At 40.2% G+C, this 16,782-nt stretch carries 19 protein-coding genes; 7 read left to right on the top strand and 12 right to left on the bottom strand.

Annotated elements, in window-relative coordinates:
- Positions 1 to 30 precede the first annotated feature (30 nt).
- A complete protein-coding gene (locus U3A58_RS04625) occupies positions 31 to 639 on the top strand; it encodes an HD domain-containing protein (protein WP_323822223.1) in 609 nt (202 codons plus the stop codon).
- Between the two features lie 13 nt (positions 640 to 652).
- Here the strand turns inward: U3A58_RS04625 and U3A58_RS04620 are convergent, their stop codons facing one another.
- Positions 653 to 1,588, bottom strand: coding sequence for a serine hydrolase (locus U3A58_RS04620; RefSeq protein WP_323822222.1), 936 nt, complete (start codon positions 1,586 to 1,588; stop codon positions 653 to 655).
- Positions 1,589 to 1,719: 131 nt separating this feature from the next.
- On the opposite strand from U3A58_RS04620, the gene U3A58_RS04615 reads away from it, so the two are divergent.
- Positions 1,720 to 2,013, top strand: a complete 294-nt coding sequence (locus U3A58_RS04615; protein WP_323822221.1) for a hypothetical protein — start codon at positions 1,720 to 1,722, stop codon at positions 2,011 to 2,013.
- Between the two features lie 191 nt (positions 2,014 to 2,204).
- The gene (locus U3A58_RS04610; RefSeq protein WP_323822220.1) at positions 2,205 to 2,432 is read left to right on the top strand and encodes a hypothetical protein; all 228 of its coding nucleotides are present in this window, start codon (positions 2,205 to 2,207) and stop codon (positions 2,430 to 2,432) included.
- 125 nt (positions 2,433 to 2,557) lie between these two features.
- Here U3A58_RS04610 and U3A58_RS04605 read toward each other — a convergent pair whose 3' ends face one another.
- Complete coding sequence (locus tag U3A58_RS04605; protein WP_323822219.1) at positions 2,558 to 3,016, bottom strand: GlcG/HbpS family heme-binding protein; 459 nt, start codon at positions 3,014 to 3,016, stop codon at positions 2,558 to 2,560.
- Positions 3,017 to 3,136: 120 nt separating this feature from the next.
- On the opposite strand from U3A58_RS04605, the gene U3A58_RS04600 reads away from it, so the two are divergent.
- Positions 3,137 to 4,237 (top strand): Gfo/Idh/MocA family protein, encoded by a 1,101-nt coding sequence (locus U3A58_RS04600; protein WP_323822218.1) that lies wholly within the window; start codon positions 3,137 to 3,139, stop codon positions 4,235 to 4,237.
- Positions 4,238 to 4,483: 246 nt separating this feature from the next.
- Positions 4,484 to 4,663 (top strand): histone H1, encoded by a 180-nt coding sequence (locus U3A58_RS04595; protein WP_192350681.1) that lies wholly within the window; start codon positions 4,484 to 4,486, stop codon positions 4,661 to 4,663.
- A gap of 138 nt (positions 4,664 to 4,801) precedes the next feature.
- Here the strand turns inward: U3A58_RS04595 and U3A58_RS04590 are convergent, their stop codons facing one another.
- The 4 genes from U3A58_RS04590 to tamL form a co-directional block, all read right to left on the bottom strand.
- The gene (locus tag U3A58_RS04590; protein ID WP_323822217.1) at positions 4,802 to 5,947 is read right to left on the bottom strand and encodes a BamA/TamA family outer membrane protein; all 1,146 of its coding nucleotides are present in this window, start codon (positions 5,945 to 5,947) and stop codon (positions 4,802 to 4,804) included.
- Between the two features lie 704 nt (positions 5,948 to 6,651).
- On the bottom strand, positions 6,652 to 7,230 hold the full coding sequence (locus U3A58_RS04585) for a phosphatase PAP2 family protein (protein ID WP_323822216.1): 579 nt from the start codon (positions 7,228 to 7,230) through the stop codon (positions 6,652 to 6,654).
- Positions 7,227 to 8,138: an oxygen-dependent coproporphyrinogen oxidase gene (hemF, locus tag U3A58_RS04580; protein WP_323822215.1), complete on the bottom strand. Its 912-nt coding sequence runs from the start codon at positions 8,136 to 8,138 to the stop codon at positions 7,227 to 7,229. The genes U3A58_RS04585 and hemF overlap by 4 nt, the downstream gene beginning before the upstream one ends.
- A 17-nt stretch (positions 8,139 to 8,155) precedes the next feature.
- Positions 8,156 to 10,519, bottom strand: coding sequence for a translocation and assembly module lipoprotein TamL (gene tamL, locus U3A58_RS04575; RefSeq protein WP_323822214.1), 2,364 nt, complete (start codon positions 10,517 to 10,519; stop codon positions 8,156 to 8,158).
- Between the two features lie 79 nt (positions 10,520 to 10,598).
- On the opposite strand from tamL, the gene U3A58_RS04570 reads away from it, so the two are divergent.
- Positions 10,599 to 11,348, top strand: a complete 750-nt coding sequence (locus U3A58_RS04570) for a TrmH family RNA methyltransferase (protein WP_323822356.1) — start codon at positions 10,599 to 10,601, stop codon at positions 11,346 to 11,348.
- Positions 11,345 to 12,331, top strand: a complete 987-nt coding sequence (locus U3A58_RS04565) for a bile acid:sodium symporter family protein (RefSeq protein ID WP_323822213.1) — start codon at positions 11,345 to 11,347, stop codon at positions 12,329 to 12,331. The genes U3A58_RS04570 and U3A58_RS04565 overlap by 4 nt, the downstream gene beginning before the upstream one ends.
- 73 nt (positions 12,332 to 12,404) lie before the next feature.
- Here the strand turns inward: U3A58_RS04565 and U3A58_RS04560 are convergent, their stop codons facing one another.
- The 6 genes from U3A58_RS04560 to U3A58_RS04535 all read right to left on the bottom strand — a co-directional run bounded on the left by U3A58_RS04560 (position 12,405) and on the right by U3A58_RS04535 (position 16,779).
- Entirely contained in the window at positions 12,405 to 12,665 is a 261-nt protein-coding gene (locus tag U3A58_RS04560) for an acyl-CoA-binding protein (RefSeq protein WP_323822212.1), read from the bottom strand.
- Positions 12,666 to 12,801: 136 nt separating this feature from the next.
- Positions 12,802 to 14,088, bottom strand: a complete 1,287-nt coding sequence (locus U3A58_RS04555; RefSeq protein ID WP_323822211.1) for a citrate synthase — start codon at positions 14,086 to 14,088, stop codon at positions 12,802 to 12,804.
- 240 nt (positions 14,089 to 14,328) lie between these two features.
- Entirely contained in the window at positions 14,329 to 14,751 is a 423-nt protein-coding gene (locus tag U3A58_RS04550; RefSeq protein ID WP_323822210.1) for a BrxA/BrxB family bacilliredoxin, read from the bottom strand.
- Positions 14,752 to 14,778: 27 nt separating this feature from the next.
- Complete coding sequence (locus U3A58_RS04545; protein ID WP_416377282.1) at positions 14,779 to 15,123, bottom strand: iron-sulfur cluster assembly protein; 345 nt, start codon at positions 15,121 to 15,123, stop codon at positions 14,779 to 14,781.
- A 4-nt stretch (positions 15,124 to 15,127) separates the two neighbouring features.
- Positions 15,128 to 15,559: a SufE family protein gene (locus tag U3A58_RS04540; protein ID WP_323822208.1), complete on the bottom strand. Its 432-nt coding sequence runs from the start codon at positions 15,557 to 15,559 to the stop codon at positions 15,128 to 15,130.
- Positions 15,556 to 16,779, bottom strand: coding sequence for a cysteine desulfurase (locus U3A58_RS04535; protein WP_323822207.1), 1,224 nt, complete (start codon positions 16,777 to 16,779; stop codon positions 15,556 to 15,558). Before U3A58_RS04535 ends, U3A58_RS04540 begins: the two co-directional genes overlap by 4 nt.
- Positions 16,780 to 16,782: the final 3 nt, after the last annotated feature.

Raw genomic sequence — 16,782 nt, 5'->3', positions numbered from 1 at the left:
TTTTAATCAGTAAAAACCATCATTTAGCCTGTGGATAGACATCTTGAGAGTTTTGAGTGCAGTATTAGAAAAATGTTTGCCAAACGATTAAATCCTGACGTTTGCTACCACAATTTAGATCACACCTTATCGATTGTAGCTAAGGTGGAAGAAATCGGAACATATTTTCAAATGGATCAAACTGATTTGGAAGATTTGTTTTTATCTGGTTGGTTGCACGATGTGGGCTATTGGGAAGGAGTTGCGCTGGACCATGAGCGTAGGGGAGCAGACTTTGCTCGAGTATTTTTGAAGCAGTTTGAGGTGAGTCAAGATAGAATAGATAGGATTTGTGCTGCTATACTGGCTACAAAAGTCCCCCAGCAACCCCAGAATCTAATGGACTCCATAATCTGCGATGCAGATCTTTATCATTTGAGTTCAGATCAGTTCTACGCTCAGACTTTACTTTTGAAAAAAGAAAATGAGCAGCTGAATGGCAGACCTGTTGAGTTATTGGGCTGGTTGAGAAACAGTGAAAGCTTTATGATAGATCACCACTATCATACGGATTACGCCTTCAATTTTTTTCAGTCTGGCAAGGAGGAAAACCTGAAATTTCTTCGTACAAAAATAGAAGAATTGGCGAAGACAGGTTGAAAGACATTTCGCCTCAATAGGATAGTCCTTCCAAATATCTTTTGAATCCCGTAGGCTGTTCGTAGGGTTGATTTGGGTTGAAATGATTCCAAACTAGATTAGAGATCTTTCTAGTTAGTACCCATGCCTCATTGTCATAATCCCAACTTTGATCCTCATTGTTTTCGGTAAAAATAGCGCAGACATAATCACCATGTGGGGAATTCACCAAAAACACCTCAGATCGCGAGGCATCCACCATACCTTGTTTGCTCGCTACATTTATGCCAGCGGGGATTCCTGATACAGCATAGTCGGTATAAAAAGTGTTGGAAAGCAAACGATACATCTGTTCCGATGCAGCAGGACTAATTATTTCTCGTTTGTTTAAACGTACAAAGATATCTGCCATCTCCCTTGGCGTAGTTTGTCCCCAGCCATATTTCTCCCAGATGCTTTCTCTTCCAGGTGTGCGGCTGTTTACCCGTGTGTTTTTGTATCCTAATTGTTCCATTAATAAATTTATTTCTAATCCTCCTCCAGCGAGTGCTTGATTCCAAAGTGAAGTAGTATTGTCGGAATAACTAAGCATCAGTGCAATCAAAGTACTTAGATCTGTCTGAGTAGAATCTTTGAAAAACTGCATAATTCCAGAACCACCGTATTTGATAGAGTCCCGATAAAGCAATGGCACTCTATACTGCAGTTCTCCCTGTTCTATTTTGTCGAAGACGCCCAGAAGAATGGGGATTTTGACAATACTTGCGGTAGGAAATATGGTGTCCGAATTGATTTCTACTGAAGTACCAGTTCGCAGGTTTTTGATATATATGCCGATATCTCCGCAAAATGAATCCGTTATCTGCTTAATAAAGGTCTCTAATTGCTGATCAGTTTTTGTCTGAGCTTTTACGTTAAGCGAACAGGCTAATGTGAAAATCAATAAAATCAGTGGTTTTTTTATTGTCATGATCGTGGCGGGTTGAGGTTATAAATATGTCAAATTCCCGAAGATTAGTTCTACAACTTCGATTTCACGTTCTTTAATGGTATAGAAAGAATACTTGAGGTTTTTTACTTTAGCGGAAAAATACAATTGCTATGACATTTGATGATAAAATAATTTCTGATTTTCTGAAATCAGAAGATAAGATCAACCATTATAACCCCATCCTAAAAGCACTGTGGTACGATGGGAATGGTGATTGGGAACGAGCACATGATCAAGTAGATAGCCTAGATGGAAAGGACGCTGCCAGAATCCATGCTTATCTGCACAGAAAGGAAGGAGATCAATGGAATGCTGATTATTGGTACAGAAGAGCAGGTGAAACCAGACCGGATTTAACATTGGTAGAAGAATGGGCTGATTTGCTCGGTCGATTTATGAAATAAGTAAAGAAAGTTATAACCAAATGGAGTACTAATCGACCAAATGCCTATGCGGCAATCAGAAATAAACCAAGAAAAGAGGAGTGGAAAGCGTTAATTTTTAGTTTTTTATGGAATAAATACCCTGTATAGGGTATGTTTTCATTAAGTAATGCATAGTAATTTTGGGTAGTTAATAATTCATCTACTGACCTATGAAATTCTTTTATCTTTCTTCCCAGCCAAACGACAGCGGACTACATGAAGTGCACGATCGTGAATGTGAATATATTCCCAGTTCCTATGACAGGGATTACCTAGGCCCTTACAATACCGGCAAAGAAGCCATGAGAAAAGCTATGACACTTAAGAAAAAAGTAGGTTTATGTGAGAATTGCTGCAACACAAAGTCGCATTCTATTATTTCTAATCTGAAAGATTGATTTGCCTGGATTTATTTGCAGTAAATTCATTACCATTCTCTACAGTCAGTCTAGATATAATCACCTCCGGTTCTATCACTTTTCTATAGACTGGAGGTGATTATTAGTTCGCCGTGAGACCTTTATCAATATACAGCCAAAGCAGCGGCCGCTACCATTCCATCTTGCGCCGAGCTGGCTCCAGAAATCCCAATTGCCCCTACGATTACCCCATCTTTGAAAATAGGAAGGCCTCCTTCAATAGCCACTGCATTAGGTAAGGTGGCTATTCTAGTTCCTCCTTCACCTTTCATCATATCTTCAAAGACTTTAGTGGGACGTTTGAAATAAACAGCAGTTTTAGCTTTGCCTAGCGCTACATCTATGCTCCCTATCTGCACGCCATCCATTCTGCGCAGTGCGATTATATGTCCTCCGGCATCCAGCACCACGATCACCATATTCCAGCCTTCAGCTTTGGATTTGTCTTGTGCAGCATCTGATATGCGAGTAGCATCTTCCAGACTGAGATAGGGTTGCATCTGCGTTTGTGCTTGAGTGAACAACGGTGCAATGAAAAGGATGAGGATCACTAGATTTTTCATGATGATGAAGGGTTAAAGTGGATTATTATACAATGATTGAAGATAATAATTTTTTGGAGGGTAAAATGAAAGCATTATCTTGATAAGTAAAGTATTTTTCAAACCCTCAACCAAAAACCTATGGATTTTATCTCAAGAAGAACCACATTGAAATCTCTTGCACTTGGAGCAGGAGTAAGTTTGGTCTCACCTTTTACTGTTTTCGCTTCATCTGCATCACGCAAGGACAAACTCGGAGTAGCCTTAGTTGGATTGGGTTATTATAGTACGGATTTACTTGCTCCAGCTCTGGAAAAGACGGAAAAGTGCTATCTCGCAGGCATAGTTACCGGTACACCTTCCAAAGCTGGTGTTTGGAAAACCAAGTATAAGATTCCTGAAAAGAATATTTATAATTACGATACCTTCGATTCTATAGCAGAGAATCCGGATATAGATGTGATCTATATTGTATTACCTCCTTCCATGCATAAGGAATATGTGATTCGAGCGGCCAAAGCTGGCAAGCATGTATGGTGTGAGAAACCTATGGCTATGACAGTGGAGGAGTGCCAGGCTATGATAGATGCGTGTAAGCAAGCTAATGTTTCCCTGTCAATTGGTTATAGGTGCCAGCACGAGCCTAATACAAAGGCCTTTCAGAAAATTGTAAAAGATCAGAGTCTAGGGAAAGTACTGGGCTTGGATTGTGCGGCTGGATATCGTGAAAACCGTACAGATCATTGGAAGCAAAAGCGAGAAATGGGAGGTGGCGTGATTTACGATATGGGTGTCTATTCAATTCAGGGAGCTAGACTGGGATCAGGAATGGAACCTATTGCTGTAAATTCGGCGAAAGTATGGACAGAGCGACCTGACATATACAAAGATGGATTAGGAGAGATAGTGGAAGCCGAGCTGGAATTCCCGGGAGGTGTGATCGGGACAATCAAAACTTCCTTTGCCGAAAATATGAATTTTTTAAATATCAGCTGTGAAAAGGGCATGATAGAGATGGCACCGTTCTCAGCTTATGCTGGAAACAAAGGGAAAAGTCCGTTAGGCGAAATTAATTTCCCATTTCAGCAGCCTATGGAACAAGTGTGGCAGATGGATGATGATGCGCAGACTATCATGGATGGAAAACCACAGTCTGTACCTGGTGAAGAAGGACTTAGGGATATTCGCATCGTACAAGCCATACTTGAATCTGCTGAAAAGGGTAGAAAAGTGTTGATTTAGGTCTAGTTAAATCCATTTTGGGTAACGAATAAGTCATTATGAGTAGAGCGGATACATTTTTGTCAGAATATTTAACTCAATTTTTGGCACGAAATGTTGCAGAAAATTGAATAAAATGAAGGTTTTAATGAAAACACCATTTTTCTGCACTAAAAATTAAAAATAAACGACAAAAGACTTCTAATGGCATTATAAATGATGTTTATTGTATTCAAGTATATTTTATAACCAACCAATAAAATGATTATGAGCAGACACCAAGAAGTTAAAGATTTGGTCGATTCTTTGGAAGCAGACTTTGCGAAATTCTACGAAAATGGCAACAAAGCAGCCGGAACTAGAGTGAGAACAGGGATGCAGGCGATCAAAAATCTTGCACAAGAAATCAGAGCTGAAGTAACAGCGAAGAAAAACGAGGCTAAGTAATTTATTTATTCCCTCAACACAAAAGCCCTGAAAAACTAGTTTTTCAGGGCTTTTTATGGTAGTGTTATAATACTGACTTATTGGAGCCAAAGCTCTAGATCAAGTAGGTTATTTATCCATTAAAATCAATTTTGGAAGTTAGAAGGATTCATTTATATTCAGGTAAAAGCCTGAATTACCTTTTTGTCCAAAGCCATAATCCGCCGAAATAGTAGTTCGATTTTCTTTATTGATCATCACCCTAAGCCCAAGACCATAGCCAGGATTGATTTTTGTAAATAGGTTTTCCTGAGTCAATTTACTTCCAAAACTAGCTGCATTCACAAAAACAGTCCCTCCAAAAGTTTCCTTATTTTTCTGCAAAGGAAAGCGATATTCTGCTTCTGAATACACCATGCTTTCCCCTCTGAATCGACCTTGAGAATATCCTCTACCCGAACGCCCAAACATGTCATAGCCAATTGAAGGTAATGCCATGTATGGCACAGCGCCAGATACGAGGAAATTGGCATAACCCCATAGTGCCAATATATGACGTTTCCGATTTTCACTTAAGGGGAAATAATGGCGGTAGTCGAGTAGGAGTGTGGACGAAGATTGTTTCGAACCTAAAAATTCCGGATTGATTTTAAAAGAGATTAAAGCAAAGTTGGTTTCATAAGGAGAAACAGCCAAATCACGATTTTCCATCATCGCATTCACTGTAATTCCAGAAATTGTGTTTTTATCGACCTTAAACCCTTTGGTCTGATTGTAAAAATCATTGGAGAAAGTAAGCTCCTGAGTGATTTTATCCTCCATAAAATTTTCAATTTTGGAATAAATATCAAGATGGTAGCCTATACCTAAGTAAAACTTAGAGGAAGAGATTCGCTTGAGTACGGTCTCGTAGAATCGCACCCAATTATAATCCATTTGCTGTTCACCCCACCAGACACCTGATTGGTTTGGGTTTTCTATGGGCACATTTGGACTAGTGCTTCCTAACCCAAAAGTGGGCTGAGATGTAATGAAAAAACGCCAATCTCCTACTAAAATCCAGCTGTCATCTGCAAGAAAAATAGTACTTCGGGAGCTGATCAGCCATTGTTTTTTGGTAGTGTATAGTAGGTTTCCCACTAGGTTAGACAAGTGGGTAAGGTTGGGGGCTCCCATCCTCCAGGTAGCTGATGGGGCAATGCCAAATAGCCAACCATTTGCAGGATTTGAAGCAATTGCAGGCAAAGGAATCAATTTAAAATCTCGAATCTGATTTGGTTTGTAAACTACGGAGTCTTGTGCCATGGCAGGGAATGTGATCCAAAAAAGCAGTAGAAAAATCGAAATGCGAGCCATTAAAAAGAGAGGTCTAGTTGTAAGCGAAAACGCAATTCACTGTTTTGAAGTAGTCCTTTATCATCAAAAGTAAATCGAGTCGATTCAGTTGCCAATTTATTTTATGTTTAGCAAAAAACAAATGGGAAGATAAGGCTAATTCTCGTTCTTTGTTGCTTTCAATATCGAAGCCCTGGAGCATTATAGCAGATCTTGTAGCTATTTCCGATGGTTCAGGCCAAAAGCCTAAAACTTGTAGTGGGAATTACCCTGTGTTTAGATATAAACCACCTAAATTGGTGCTGATTTCATCAAAGGTGTCATAGACTGCATATAGCGATCAGATTGGCCCCTGTCAGCGCTGCATACTTGTCCCAAAATCGGGGTTGGCCCCAGAGATAAGTGTAGCCTACTTTTTCTGTTTTCTTCGCTTGGTAAATAAGGAGCTTTACCATCTCTATTCTATCAGGAATAGCACTCCTGATATAAAATTCTCCGCTGCTGGAAGAAGGGGCATTCCGCCATTGGGCTGCCCAGTGACAAGGTCTAAGTTAACTGTAGTTACTTCTGCTAGGAGCCCAACTGAACAAAACATAAAAACCCATACAATTTAACTGCTTTTCTAAAGGAAATTTATTGATTTATTTTAAATATCCCCTGAGAAACATAGCAAGTTAGTCCTTTAGGATTAGTTTTAGAATTTCTCGTCTTACAACGACAATCACAAACCAACTGAGGAATCCAGCCAGTGCTCCCACCAAAGCTCCTGCCAAAACATCCAAGGGATAGTGTACACCAAGATATATTCTAGTGTAAGATATCACCGCAGCCCACAAATAAAGCCAAGGAAGGAAGCGAAGTTTGCCTTTCATTTTTAAATTAATAAAAACAGCAAAACTAAAAGTGTTGGCGGCGTGGGAAGAAGCAAAGCCATACAGGCCACCACATCTTTCATAATTGTAGATTACTTCATCCCATCGAGGATCATGACAGGGTCTGAGTCTTTCGAAGAAGGGTTTCATCAGCCCAGAAGTTACCTGGTCTGCAATCAGTATAGCCAATGCAACACCGCCAAGTACCCACCAACTATTTTTGCGATCCACCCTAAAAATAAAGTAGATCAGAATCGCATAAAAAGGGAACCACGTCACAGTCTGTGTGAACTGAAAGAAAACTACATCCAACCAGTCTGTGTGAAAGGTGTTTAACCTGAGGAATAATTCCTCATCCCAAGCCTTGATTTGTTCGATCATGGTAGATAAGATATCCAGTCTATTCCTTTTTTAAGGTGATTTTGGGTGAACTCTTCCTTCGATCCTATCTCTGCTTCGTGCATATATTCCCACTTAGCCATCGGAGGCATACTCATCAGAATACTCTCCGTACGGCCGTTAGTATCTAGTCCGAATTTGGTTCCTGCATCCCATACTAAGTTGAATTCTACATAGCGCCCCCTTCGAAGACTTTGCCAAGACTTTTCGTTTTCGCCAAAAGGGATTTGAGAGTTTTTCTTCATGAAATGCCCGTAAATTTCTGGAAATAAGCGACCTAGAGATAGGCTGAATTGCAGTAATTTTTCGAACTCTTCCTCGTCATTTCCTTGCAATCTGTCATAAAAAATACCTCCAATACCACGGGTTTCATTTCTATGCTTGATGTAGAAGTACTCATCAGCCCAATTCTTAAATTTCGAATAACAAGCTGCATCGTATTGGTCGCAGACTTTCTTTATTTCCTGGTGAAAATACCCGGCATCGGCTACATCTACATAATGCGGAGTCAGATCTATCCCTCCTCCAAACCAATGCACCCCATTATCCATCTCAAAGTATCGGATGTTCATGTGGATGATGGGCACTAGGGGGCTTTTGGGATGTAAGACTATTGACACACCTGTGGCAAAAAAGTCAGCTTTATCTAGTTTTAGTTTATGGAGAATTTTATCAGGTGTTGGGCCATGCACGGCTGAGAAAGCTACTCCACCTTTTTCTATGATTTTACCATCTTTAAAAACACGAGTTCTGCCACCACCACCGGCAGGCCTATCCCATTGGTCTTCTATAAATTGGCCTGAGCCATCCGCTAACTCTAGCTCTTTGCAGATATGATCCTGCATTTGCCTATAGATTTCAGCTATTTCTTCTTTACTCTTTCGTGACATTTTTGTTTTTTTTCGCTTTAGAATGGGTATCCTATTCCAAAGTTAAGAACTGTTTGGCCTTTTAGACCAAAAAGACGATTGAATGAGATATTGTCCAGCACCCATCTTTCTCCTTCTGGCATCGATGGATCCACAGCTTTGGTTGCTAAATCAAGCCGGACTACCAAGAAATTGAAGTCCATTCGCAATCCTATTCCAGTACCCAGGGCTATTTCTTTATAAAACCGGTCAAATCTGAAATCTGCTCCTGGTCGGGAATTATCTACGCCGATCACCCAGGCATTTCCAGCATCTACAAAAACAGCCATATCAAAATAGCCTGCAAGATTTCTACGGTATTCCAGCATAGTTTCTACGATCATCTCTGCTGGTTGCTCAAAGGCATAATCATACCGTCCTCTGTCTCCAATTGGGGGTGTAAAACTGCCTGGACCTAATCGTCTTGCTTGCCATGCTCTTATGCTGGTGCCTCCTCCGGCAAAAAAATATTTTTCGTAAGGAAGAATCCCTGTACTCACACCATAAGGATTAGCAATGCCGAAATTAGCTCTGTAGGCAAGCGTTGATTTTTGGTTGAGTGGATGATATCTTCTATAATCTGCCTGAAGTTTTAGCCATTGAAATCTAGCAAAATCAGTGGTTTCATTGTTGCTAGCGGCATTCACAAAATTTAAAGTAGTTCCACCGCTTTCCACAAATAACTTGAGTAGAGAGGCTTTATTCGATGAACTGTAATTGCCGTAATTATTGAAATTAATAATGGACTGTGCAGATACACTGCTGATGAGTGAGGGTAGGAAAGACCAAATCAAATTATTACCCTGGTTTTCCAGATCCTTTAATACTTGGCCAAAATCATTTGAAATATTGGGCGTTCGTATGTAATTAATATCTGCTGCATTAATAGTGAATTGTTGCCTATTGCCACGTGTGGCCCAAGTATAGGCAAGAAGGGCATTTATACCTGATCTAGTATATTCTGGGCGGTTTGTATAATTGAATCCGAGCTGAGTACGGGTATTGGGATTGTATCGGCCATATTTTTGTAGGCTATTACTATAAAATGGGATGAGAAACCTAGGGAAAATAACGGAAGCCGAAGCACCGAATTCTTTGCTTTGATAGACCCCTTGATCTGTGGCAGAAGCCACTCCTTCATAGCCAACCCTAGTATTGAACTCTAAGATTTCACCCGCTCTAAAAAAATTTCTATTCCTCAACACTATACTAAAGAATGGTCCCGGCAACTGCTCTGTGATACTTATTCCGAGTTGATTTGTGAGCTGATATTTTTGGTTGGGTTGAGTTAAAATCTTTGCGGTAAGACTCGTTCCCACCGTGTCAAATGAAATATTGATATACCTGAAAAGATCCAGGTTACTGAGCTGCTTTTGAGTTTCTATGATGTTTATCCTTTTGTATTCTTCACCTTCATTGAATAAAATCCTTGAGCTAAACAATTTGGATGAAAATCGATCTCTGTAAAATGTGAAATCAATGGTACGATAGTTTCTTTGAATCTTTTCATCTATAAAATCGTCACTGGGCGGGCTGACTTTGAATGTGATCGAATCAATTCTATATACTTGATGTTTTTCAGCAAATGAAGGTTTAAGTATTCTTTGTTCTACATTGATTTTCTTGGAGGTGGTATCGTAATACAAATTGTAATCAATAAAACTCTTAGTGAACATGTAGTATCCATTGTTTTTGAAGAGTTCCTCCAGTCGATTTCTTTCTTTGGTGAAATTGCTTTGGTCGTAGCTTTCACCTTTTTTGATCAGAGATTCATTCTTGGTACGATTTATCAAATCCAGTATCCCTTCATTCACAGAGTTTGTATATATGGAATCCAACAGATAGGGTTTTTTTTCTTGAATTGTGTACACTACACTGGCCTTTTTCTTCTTGGTTTCTACTTCATAGGATACTTCTGAATCTAAAAAACCCTTGTTATAAAGGTAGTTATCTATTTCTGTTACGGTTTTCTTCGTGAGAGCACTATCCAGAATAGTAACTGGATTTCCGGTACGCATCAGGAAATTCCCGTACTCCTCCAGTTTTTCTAAGTCTTTTATTTTTGTCTGGATTTTATCCCTTTTTTTGAGAAGTTTTCGGCCATCCGGTGTATCATTAAGGCTAGCTTTTACTTCTTGGAGTTCTGACTTTTTTGCATCCAGTCTATCGCTCACCCTGGCACTGTCATAGAATAACTTACCAAACCTATAGATAGTGACACCTAGTGAGGCATTCGTGAGGGGGATCTTGGTATTGGGTTCTTGGAAATATAAATCTTCAATTTCGAGGTGATTGGCCTTATCCACACCTTTAAGTATATTACGCTCAAGGACATAGTCGCCTTCAGGTATGTTTTTGCTCAAAGAACAAGCATACATGGCCCAGAGGGCACAGATAAAAAGTATATATTTGGTGAATTTCAAAATGGCAGAGTCGATCCGAATGCTTAGCAAAAATACAGTTAAGTTTATTAAATCCTTACATCAAAAAAAATTCCGAAATCAGGAGCAAAAGTTCTTTGTGGAAGGTGAAAAGAGTGTAGTAGAGACACTTAACTCTGATTTTGAGGTAGAGATACTGGTGGCTACAGAATCTTTTTTAGACAGGTATGGCAGCTCAATAAATAAGTCGGGTGCTCAAGTGATTCTGGCTACTCAAAACCAACTCGAAAACCTCGGTCAATACCAAAGCAATGATAGTGCCCTCACAGTAGTGAAAATGAAGTTGAATAGCCCTTTTGATTTTCCTGAGCATAATTTTGTAATAGGTTTAGATGATGTACGAGATCCAGGTAACCTCGGCACTATTGTTAGAATAGCGGATTGGTACGGGATCAAAAACCTAGTGTTTTCAGTGCAAACCGCGGATTTTTATAATCCTAAAGTTATTCAGTCCAGCATGGGATCATTTACTCGAGTCAAGTTTTTCTATGACGATCTGGCAAAGGTTTTCAAAGAGTGGAATGTGCCCATCTATGGGGCATTTCTGGATGGGAAAAATATCCACGAAATAAAGCAAATCTCTAGCGGGGTACTCTTGATGGGAAATGAGTCAAATGGTATCTCTGAGATCCTAGCCAAGTTGGTGACAGATAAGGTCACCATTCCAGGTTTTGGTCAGGCAGAGTCACTGAATGTGGCCATAGCGACCGCTATTCTTTGTGATAATTTTAAGCGATTGACTAAGGAATGATTCAGAAATTAGGCAAAACACTCAATAAGGTTGGCATTAATGGATTTTTATTGGGCTTGCTTGCAGCAATATTGTTGGCTTGGCTGTTTCCTTTTGCAGGGTCAAATCAGTCCCCAGTCCCTTGGAAGCCCATAATAAATGTAGGAATTGGGTTGGTGTTTTTTCTTTACGGAGTAAAACTCGATCCGGTTCAACTAAAGTCCGGCTTGAGAAATTGGAAGCTGCACGTGCTGATTCAGCTCACTACTTTCGTGATATTTCCATTGCTAGTGCTGGCGCTTTTGCCTTATTTGAGCTGGATCGGCAAGGATTTTCAGCTCGGTATTACATACCTCTCAGTACTGCCGTCCACCGTGAGTGCTTCTGTGGTCATGGTTTCTATTTCACAGGGCAATATCCCCGGCGCTATATTCAATGCGAGTATTTCTTCTCTTCTTGGGGTGGTGATTACCCCGGCTTGGATGGGGATCTTGGCGAAATCATCGGATATTGAACTGGATTTTTTACCTACTTTGGGAGAACTATCTCTCAAGGTGCTGATGCCTGTCATCTTAGGGATTCTCGCTCATAAATGGCTTTTTCCAAAAATTGAAAAGCATCTCTCCACGCTCAAAAATGTAGATCAAGCAGTAATCATGATCATTGTATTTACATCTTTTGCCCAGTCGTTTTCTCAAGATGTATTTTCGCCTTATAAGTCTAGTGTTTTACTTGAAGTGGGAGCTACGATGCTTGGACTATTTTTCTTGGTTTGGTTAGTTGTTGAGATTTTATGCCGTTTGCTTGGCTTTAGTTGGGAGGATCGCGTCACTGCGTTGTTTTGCGGTTCCAAGAAATCTCTCGTCCAAGGCGTGGTAATAGGGAAAGTGATTTTTCCTGATCCTGCTACACTCGGTTTGGTGTTGCTTCCTTTGATGTTATATCACATTCAGCAACTCATCGCGGGAAGTATCATTGCTTCTCGATTTTCAAAAAAGATTTGACTTGCTTATAGTTGGGAAGAAGTATCTGAGCAGCGTATAAAACAAAAAGCCTGATCGTTCAGGCTTTTTGTAGTTATATGTGTGTCTTTGATAGCTGATCAACCAATTGGATGTATTGTTCAGCCGCCTCTTCTTTGGATTTACCTTTCAAATTCACCCAGGCATTGTATTTTGCAGCGGCTTTGAAGTCAAATCCTTCAGGACGCTCGGTTTCATTGTCACCCTCAGTGGCTTGCTTATACAGCCCATAAAGTTTGAGTAGATCTTCATTGCTGGGTTTTTCGGTAAATTTTTTTGTTAATGCTACTGCATCTTCAAAAGTTTTGAGCGACATTTTTTAGCTGTTTGATTGGCAGGTGAAAGTTCAAATTTAATACCAGATAAGAAATCTCTTTTAATAGTGACCTTAAATAGAATAACCAGCTGAATTTAGCTGGCTGTCTATACAACATGGGGAATCTGCTCTACGATTATCGCTTGTTCATGGATACGTAGTCGCGCTCGTTTGCGCCTGTATATACTTGTCTTGGACGTCCGATAGGCTCTCCGTTTTCTCTCATTTCTTTCCACTGAGCGATCCAGCCAGGCAGTCTTCCTAGTGCAAACATCACAGTGAACATATCTGTAGGAATACCTAATGCTCTGTAGATGATTCCAGAGTAGAAATCTACGTTTGGATACAATTGACGATCAATGAAGTATTGATCATTTAGAGCTGCTTGCTCCAGTTCTTTGGCGATGTCCAATACTGGATCATTTACGCCTAATTTAGCGAGCACATCATCCGCTGCTTTTTTGATTATTTTTGCTCTAGGGTCGAAGTTTTTGTAAACTCTGTGTCCAAATCCCATTAATCTGAAGGGATCGTTTTTATCTTTTGCTTTGTCCAGGTATTTTTTTGCATCGCCTCCATCTGCTTTGATTGCTTCCAGCATCTCAATTACAGATTGGTTGGCCCCACCATGAAGTGGTCCCCAAAGTGCATTGATACCGGCTGAAATAGAAGCGTATATGCTTGCTTGAGAAGAACCAACGATTCTTACCGTAGAAGTAGAGCAATTCTGCTCATGATCGGCATGAAGAATCAATAATTTATCCAGAGCAGAAGCCACGACAGGATCTACGTCATATTTTTCTGCTGGGAGCGCAAACATCATTTTCAGGAAGTTTGAGCAATAATCCAATGAGTTATCAGGATAATTTACCGGATGCCCCATTTCGTTTTTATATGCCCAAGTAGCGAATGTTGGCATTTTAGCAATCAAACGAATGATGCTTAAATGTACTTCTTCCTTGTTTCTATTTGGGTTTAAAGAATCTGGATAGAATGCTGTCAAAGCGCATATCATAGAAGATAATACACCCATCGGGTGCGCGTTAGAAGGAAAACCTTCTAAGATCTTCTTAATATCCTCATGAACCAATGTATGGTGTGTAATTTCTTTGGAGAAGTTTTCATACTCGGCTTGAGTAGGGAGCTCACCGTAAATCAATAAGTAAGAAACTTCAAGAAAGGTGGATTTCTCAGCCAGGTCTTCGATTCTATATCCTCTGTAGCGAAGAATTCCTTCTTCACCATCCAAAAAAGTAATGGCGCTTTTAGTAGCTCCGGTGTTTTTGTATCCTGGATCTAGGGTAATAAGTCCCGAGGATGCTCTAAGTTTTGCGATGTCAATCGCGGATTCATTTTCTGTGCCGGTGATCACCGGGAATTCATAGTCTTGTCCTTTGAAAGAAAGCTTAGCTGATTCAGACATATAAGTATTGTTTGGATTGCGTATGTTAAAAAACCTCGTAATTGGCCCTTAAGTTAATAAAATCAGGTTGTTTATTGGCTTTACAATGTGTCTAATGGAATAATAATCTTGCGAAATATGATTTTTTCCAAAATAAACTTTTCTCTACTCCATGGTTTTTGCTCAGAAACCAAAGTACATCTTTACATAAACACCTGACTGACTGTTTTTTGTAATAAAAAAAGCCCCATAGGGCTAGTTTTATGCGCAGAAATGCTCGAAAACTTCCACTAAGTGGTCTCCGATCATTTTTGCAGTTCTTCCTTCTATGTGGTGTCGCTCAATGAAATGGACCAATTCTCCATCTTTGAATAGTGCCATAGCTGGGGAGGAAGGAGGATAAGGTAGGCAAAGCTCCCTTATTTTATCTACTGCTTCTCTATCGTTGCCGGCAAATACAGTGGCGAGTGTGGTTGGCTTTACTGTCGCATTTTCTACCGCGTAAGTTACTCCCGGTCTGGCAGCTCCTGCTGCGCATCCACACACTGAATTTACTACGACGAGGGTGGTGCCCTTATGGTCTGAACCAAGATGAGTGGCAACTTGCTCAGCAGTTCTGAACTCTTCAAATCCCACGCTGGAAAGTTCCGCTCTCATTGGAGCGATCAATTCTTCTGGATACATAATCTTACTAGTTTTTAAAGTTCTTAATTAGAGAAAACCCAATTCAAGTTTTGCTGCTTCAGACATCATATCCTGAGAATACGGTGGATCAAATGTCAGTTCAATTTCCACATTGTTGATTCCTTGAATCTGCTGGATTTTATCCTTGATCTCTGATGGGATAAACTCTGCTGAAGGGCAATTTGGAGAAGTCAAGGTCATCAAGACATACACGTTGTTTACTGGGTAAACTGTGATTTCATAGATCAAACCCAAATCATATACATCCACGGGGATCTCCGGATCATATACTAACTTGATGGCTTGTACTACTTTTTCCTTCAAGTTTTCTACTTGTCCTACGGATGCTTCTGTTTTACTTTCTGTTGACATACTTTCAGACATTTTGTTTGCTTTGGATGGCCAATGCATATAATTTGATTTGCTTGATCATAGAGGCAAAGCCATTCGAGCGCTGGCTTCCGATGATGGAACCCATTCCGATTCTTTCTACGAAATCAAGCTTCGCACTTATAATCTCTTCTGGGCTTCGATAGTTCAATACTCTCAGCAAAAGTGAGATTAATCCTTTGGTGATATCTGTGTTGGAATCAGCCTGAAAATGAACATTGCCGTCTTTTTCCTGAGCGATTAACCATACTTTGGATTGACAACCTTTGATGGTGTTCTCCTCTATTCTTTCATGTGCAGGAAAATCTTCTAAGCCTCCGCCTAATTCCATGATGTAATAAATTGTGGATTCTTTGTCATCCCCAAGGATGTCAAATTCCGAAACTATCTCATCTTGAACTTCCTGAATACTGCTCATTTATTTTTTATTCTGGCAATTCGGCTTACGCCTTCTGCCAATTTATCTAGTTCTGATTTCGTGTTATAAACCGAGAATGAAGCCCTCACAGTTCCTTCCAGACCCAACCTTTTCATCAATGGCTGTGTGCAATGATGGCCTGTTCTGACCGCAATACCATTGGCATCGAGCATCATACCTACATCGTAGGGATGCATTTCATTTATATTGAATGAAATAACACTGACTTTTTCTTTGGCCGTACCGACAGGAATGAAGCCTTTGATCTGCATTAGCTGCTCATTGGCATAGGCAAGCAATTCATCTTCATGGGCTTTGATTGCCTCTTTTCCTATCTCACTGATAAAATCAATCGCAGCTTTGAAGGCAATTACATCAGCGATATTTGGAGTGCCTGCTTCAAATTTGAAAGGTATTTCATTGTAAATCGTTTTTTCAAACGTAACCTCCTTGATCATCTCTCCACCACCTTGATAAGGAGGCATGGATTCAAAAACTTCCCGCTTTCCATATAGCACTCCAAGACCTGTTGGTCCGTAAAGCTTGTGGGCTGAGAAAGCGAAGAAATCACAATCCAACTCCTGCACATCAATATGCAAATGACTTGAACTTTGTGCTCCGTCTAGCAGCACTTTTGCCCCGACAGTGTGGGCAGCTTCTATTATTTGTTTGACGGGGTTGATAGTCCCTAAAGCGTTTGAAGCATGAACAATGCTGACCAATTTGGTTTTTGGAGAAAGTAATTTTTCGAATTCCTCGAAATTTATTTCTCCAGCCTCATTGATCGGAATTACTTTTAGAATTGCACCTTTTTCCTCACAGAGCATTTGCCAAGGAACAATATTGGAGTGATGCTCCAGCGTGGAAATGATGATCTCGTCACCTTTTTCTACATATTTTCTCCCAAAAGTAGCAGCGACCAGATTGATTCCTTCTGTAGTTCCCTTGGTAAAAATCACCTCAGCAGCTTCGCGAGCATGGATAAAATGCTGAATAGCTTCACGGGTTTCTTCGAAATACCTAGTGGCACGATCTGCCAAAGCATGTGCACCTCGGTGAATATTTGAATTATCGTTAGAATAGTAATTTGTCAAGGCATCCAGTACGGACTGAGGTTTTTGAGTCGTCGCAGCATTATCAAAATACACCAAAGGCTTGCCATGTACTTCCTGATGGAGTACTGGAAATAAGCTTCTGATATTTGCTAGGTCTAGTCCCATTTC

This window comes from Algoriphagus persicinus (assembly GCF_035156415.1).
GTDB classification, from domain to species: domain Bacteria; phylum Bacteroidota; class Bacteroidia; order Cytophagales; family Cyclobacteriaceae; genus Algoriphagus; species Algoriphagus persicinus.
The sequence above is the reverse complement of the archived record's forward strand: the minus strand, read 5'-3'. Positions and strand labels throughout refer to the sequence as shown.

Excerpts from the sequence above, each read along its gene's own strand:
- U3A58_RS04620 (WP_323822222.1), bottom strand. The coding sequence starts at position 1,588 with ATGACAATAAAAAAACCACTGATTTTATTGATTTTCACATTAGCCTGT.
- U3A58_RS04615 (WP_323822221.1), top strand. The coding sequence starts at position 1,720 with ATGACATTTGATGATAAAATAATTTCTGATTTTCTGAAATCAGAAGAT.
- U3A58_RS04610 (WP_323822220.1), top strand. The coding sequence starts at position 2,205 with ATGAAATTCTTTTATCTTTCTTCCCAGCCAAACGACAGCGGACTACAT.
- U3A58_RS04605 (WP_323822219.1), bottom strand. The coding sequence starts at position 3,016 with ATGAAAAATCTAGTGATCCTCATCCTTTTCATTGCACCGTTGTTCACT.
- U3A58_RS04600 (WP_323822218.1), top strand. The coding sequence starts at position 3,137 with ATGGATTTTATCTCAAGAAGAACCACATTGAAATCTCTTGCACTTGGA.
- U3A58_RS04595 (WP_192350681.1), top strand. The coding sequence starts at position 4,484 with ATGAGCAGACACCAAGAAGTTAAAGATTTGGTCGATTCTTTGGAAGCA.
- U3A58_RS04590 (WP_323822217.1), bottom strand. The coding sequence starts at position 5,947 with ATGGCACAAGACTCCGTAGTTTACAAACCAAATCAGATTCGAGATTTT.
- U3A58_RS04585 (WP_323822216.1), bottom strand. The coding sequence starts at position 7,230 with ATGATCGAACAAATCAAGGCTTGGGATGAGGAATTATTCCTCAGGTTA.
- hemF (WP_323822215.1), bottom strand. The coding sequence starts at position 8,138 with ATGTCACGAAAGAGTAAAGAAGAAATAGCTGAAATCTATAGGCAAATG.
- U3A58_RS04570 (WP_323822356.1), top strand. The coding sequence starts at position 10,599 with ATGCTTAGCAAAAATACAGTTAAGTTTATTAAATCCTTACATCAAAAA.
- U3A58_RS04565 (WP_323822213.1), top strand. The coding sequence starts at position 11,345 with ATGATTCAGAAATTAGGCAAAACACTCAATAAGGTTGGCATTAATGGA.
- U3A58_RS04560 (WP_323822212.1), bottom strand. The coding sequence starts at position 12,665 with ATGTCGCTCAAAACTTTTGAAGATGCAGTAGCATTAACAAAAAAATTT.
- U3A58_RS04555 (WP_323822211.1), bottom strand. The coding sequence starts at position 14,088 with ATGTCTGAATCAGCTAAGCTTTCTTTCAAAGGACAAGACTATGAATTC.
- U3A58_RS04550 (WP_323822210.1), bottom strand. The coding sequence starts at position 14,751 with ATGTATCCAGAAGAATTGATCGCTCCAATGAGAGCGGAACTTTCCAGC.
- U3A58_RS04545 (WP_416377282.1), bottom strand. The coding sequence starts at position 15,123 with ATGTCAACAGAAAGTAAAACAGAAGCATCCGTAGGACAAGTAGAAAAC.
- U3A58_RS04540 (WP_323822208.1), bottom strand. The coding sequence starts at position 15,559 with ATGAGCAGTATTCAGGAAGTTCAAGATGAGATAGTTTCGGAATTTGAC.
- U3A58_RS04535 (WP_323822207.1), bottom strand. The coding sequence starts at position 16,779 with ATGGGACTAGACCTAGCAAATATCAGAAGCTTATTTCCAGTACTCCAT.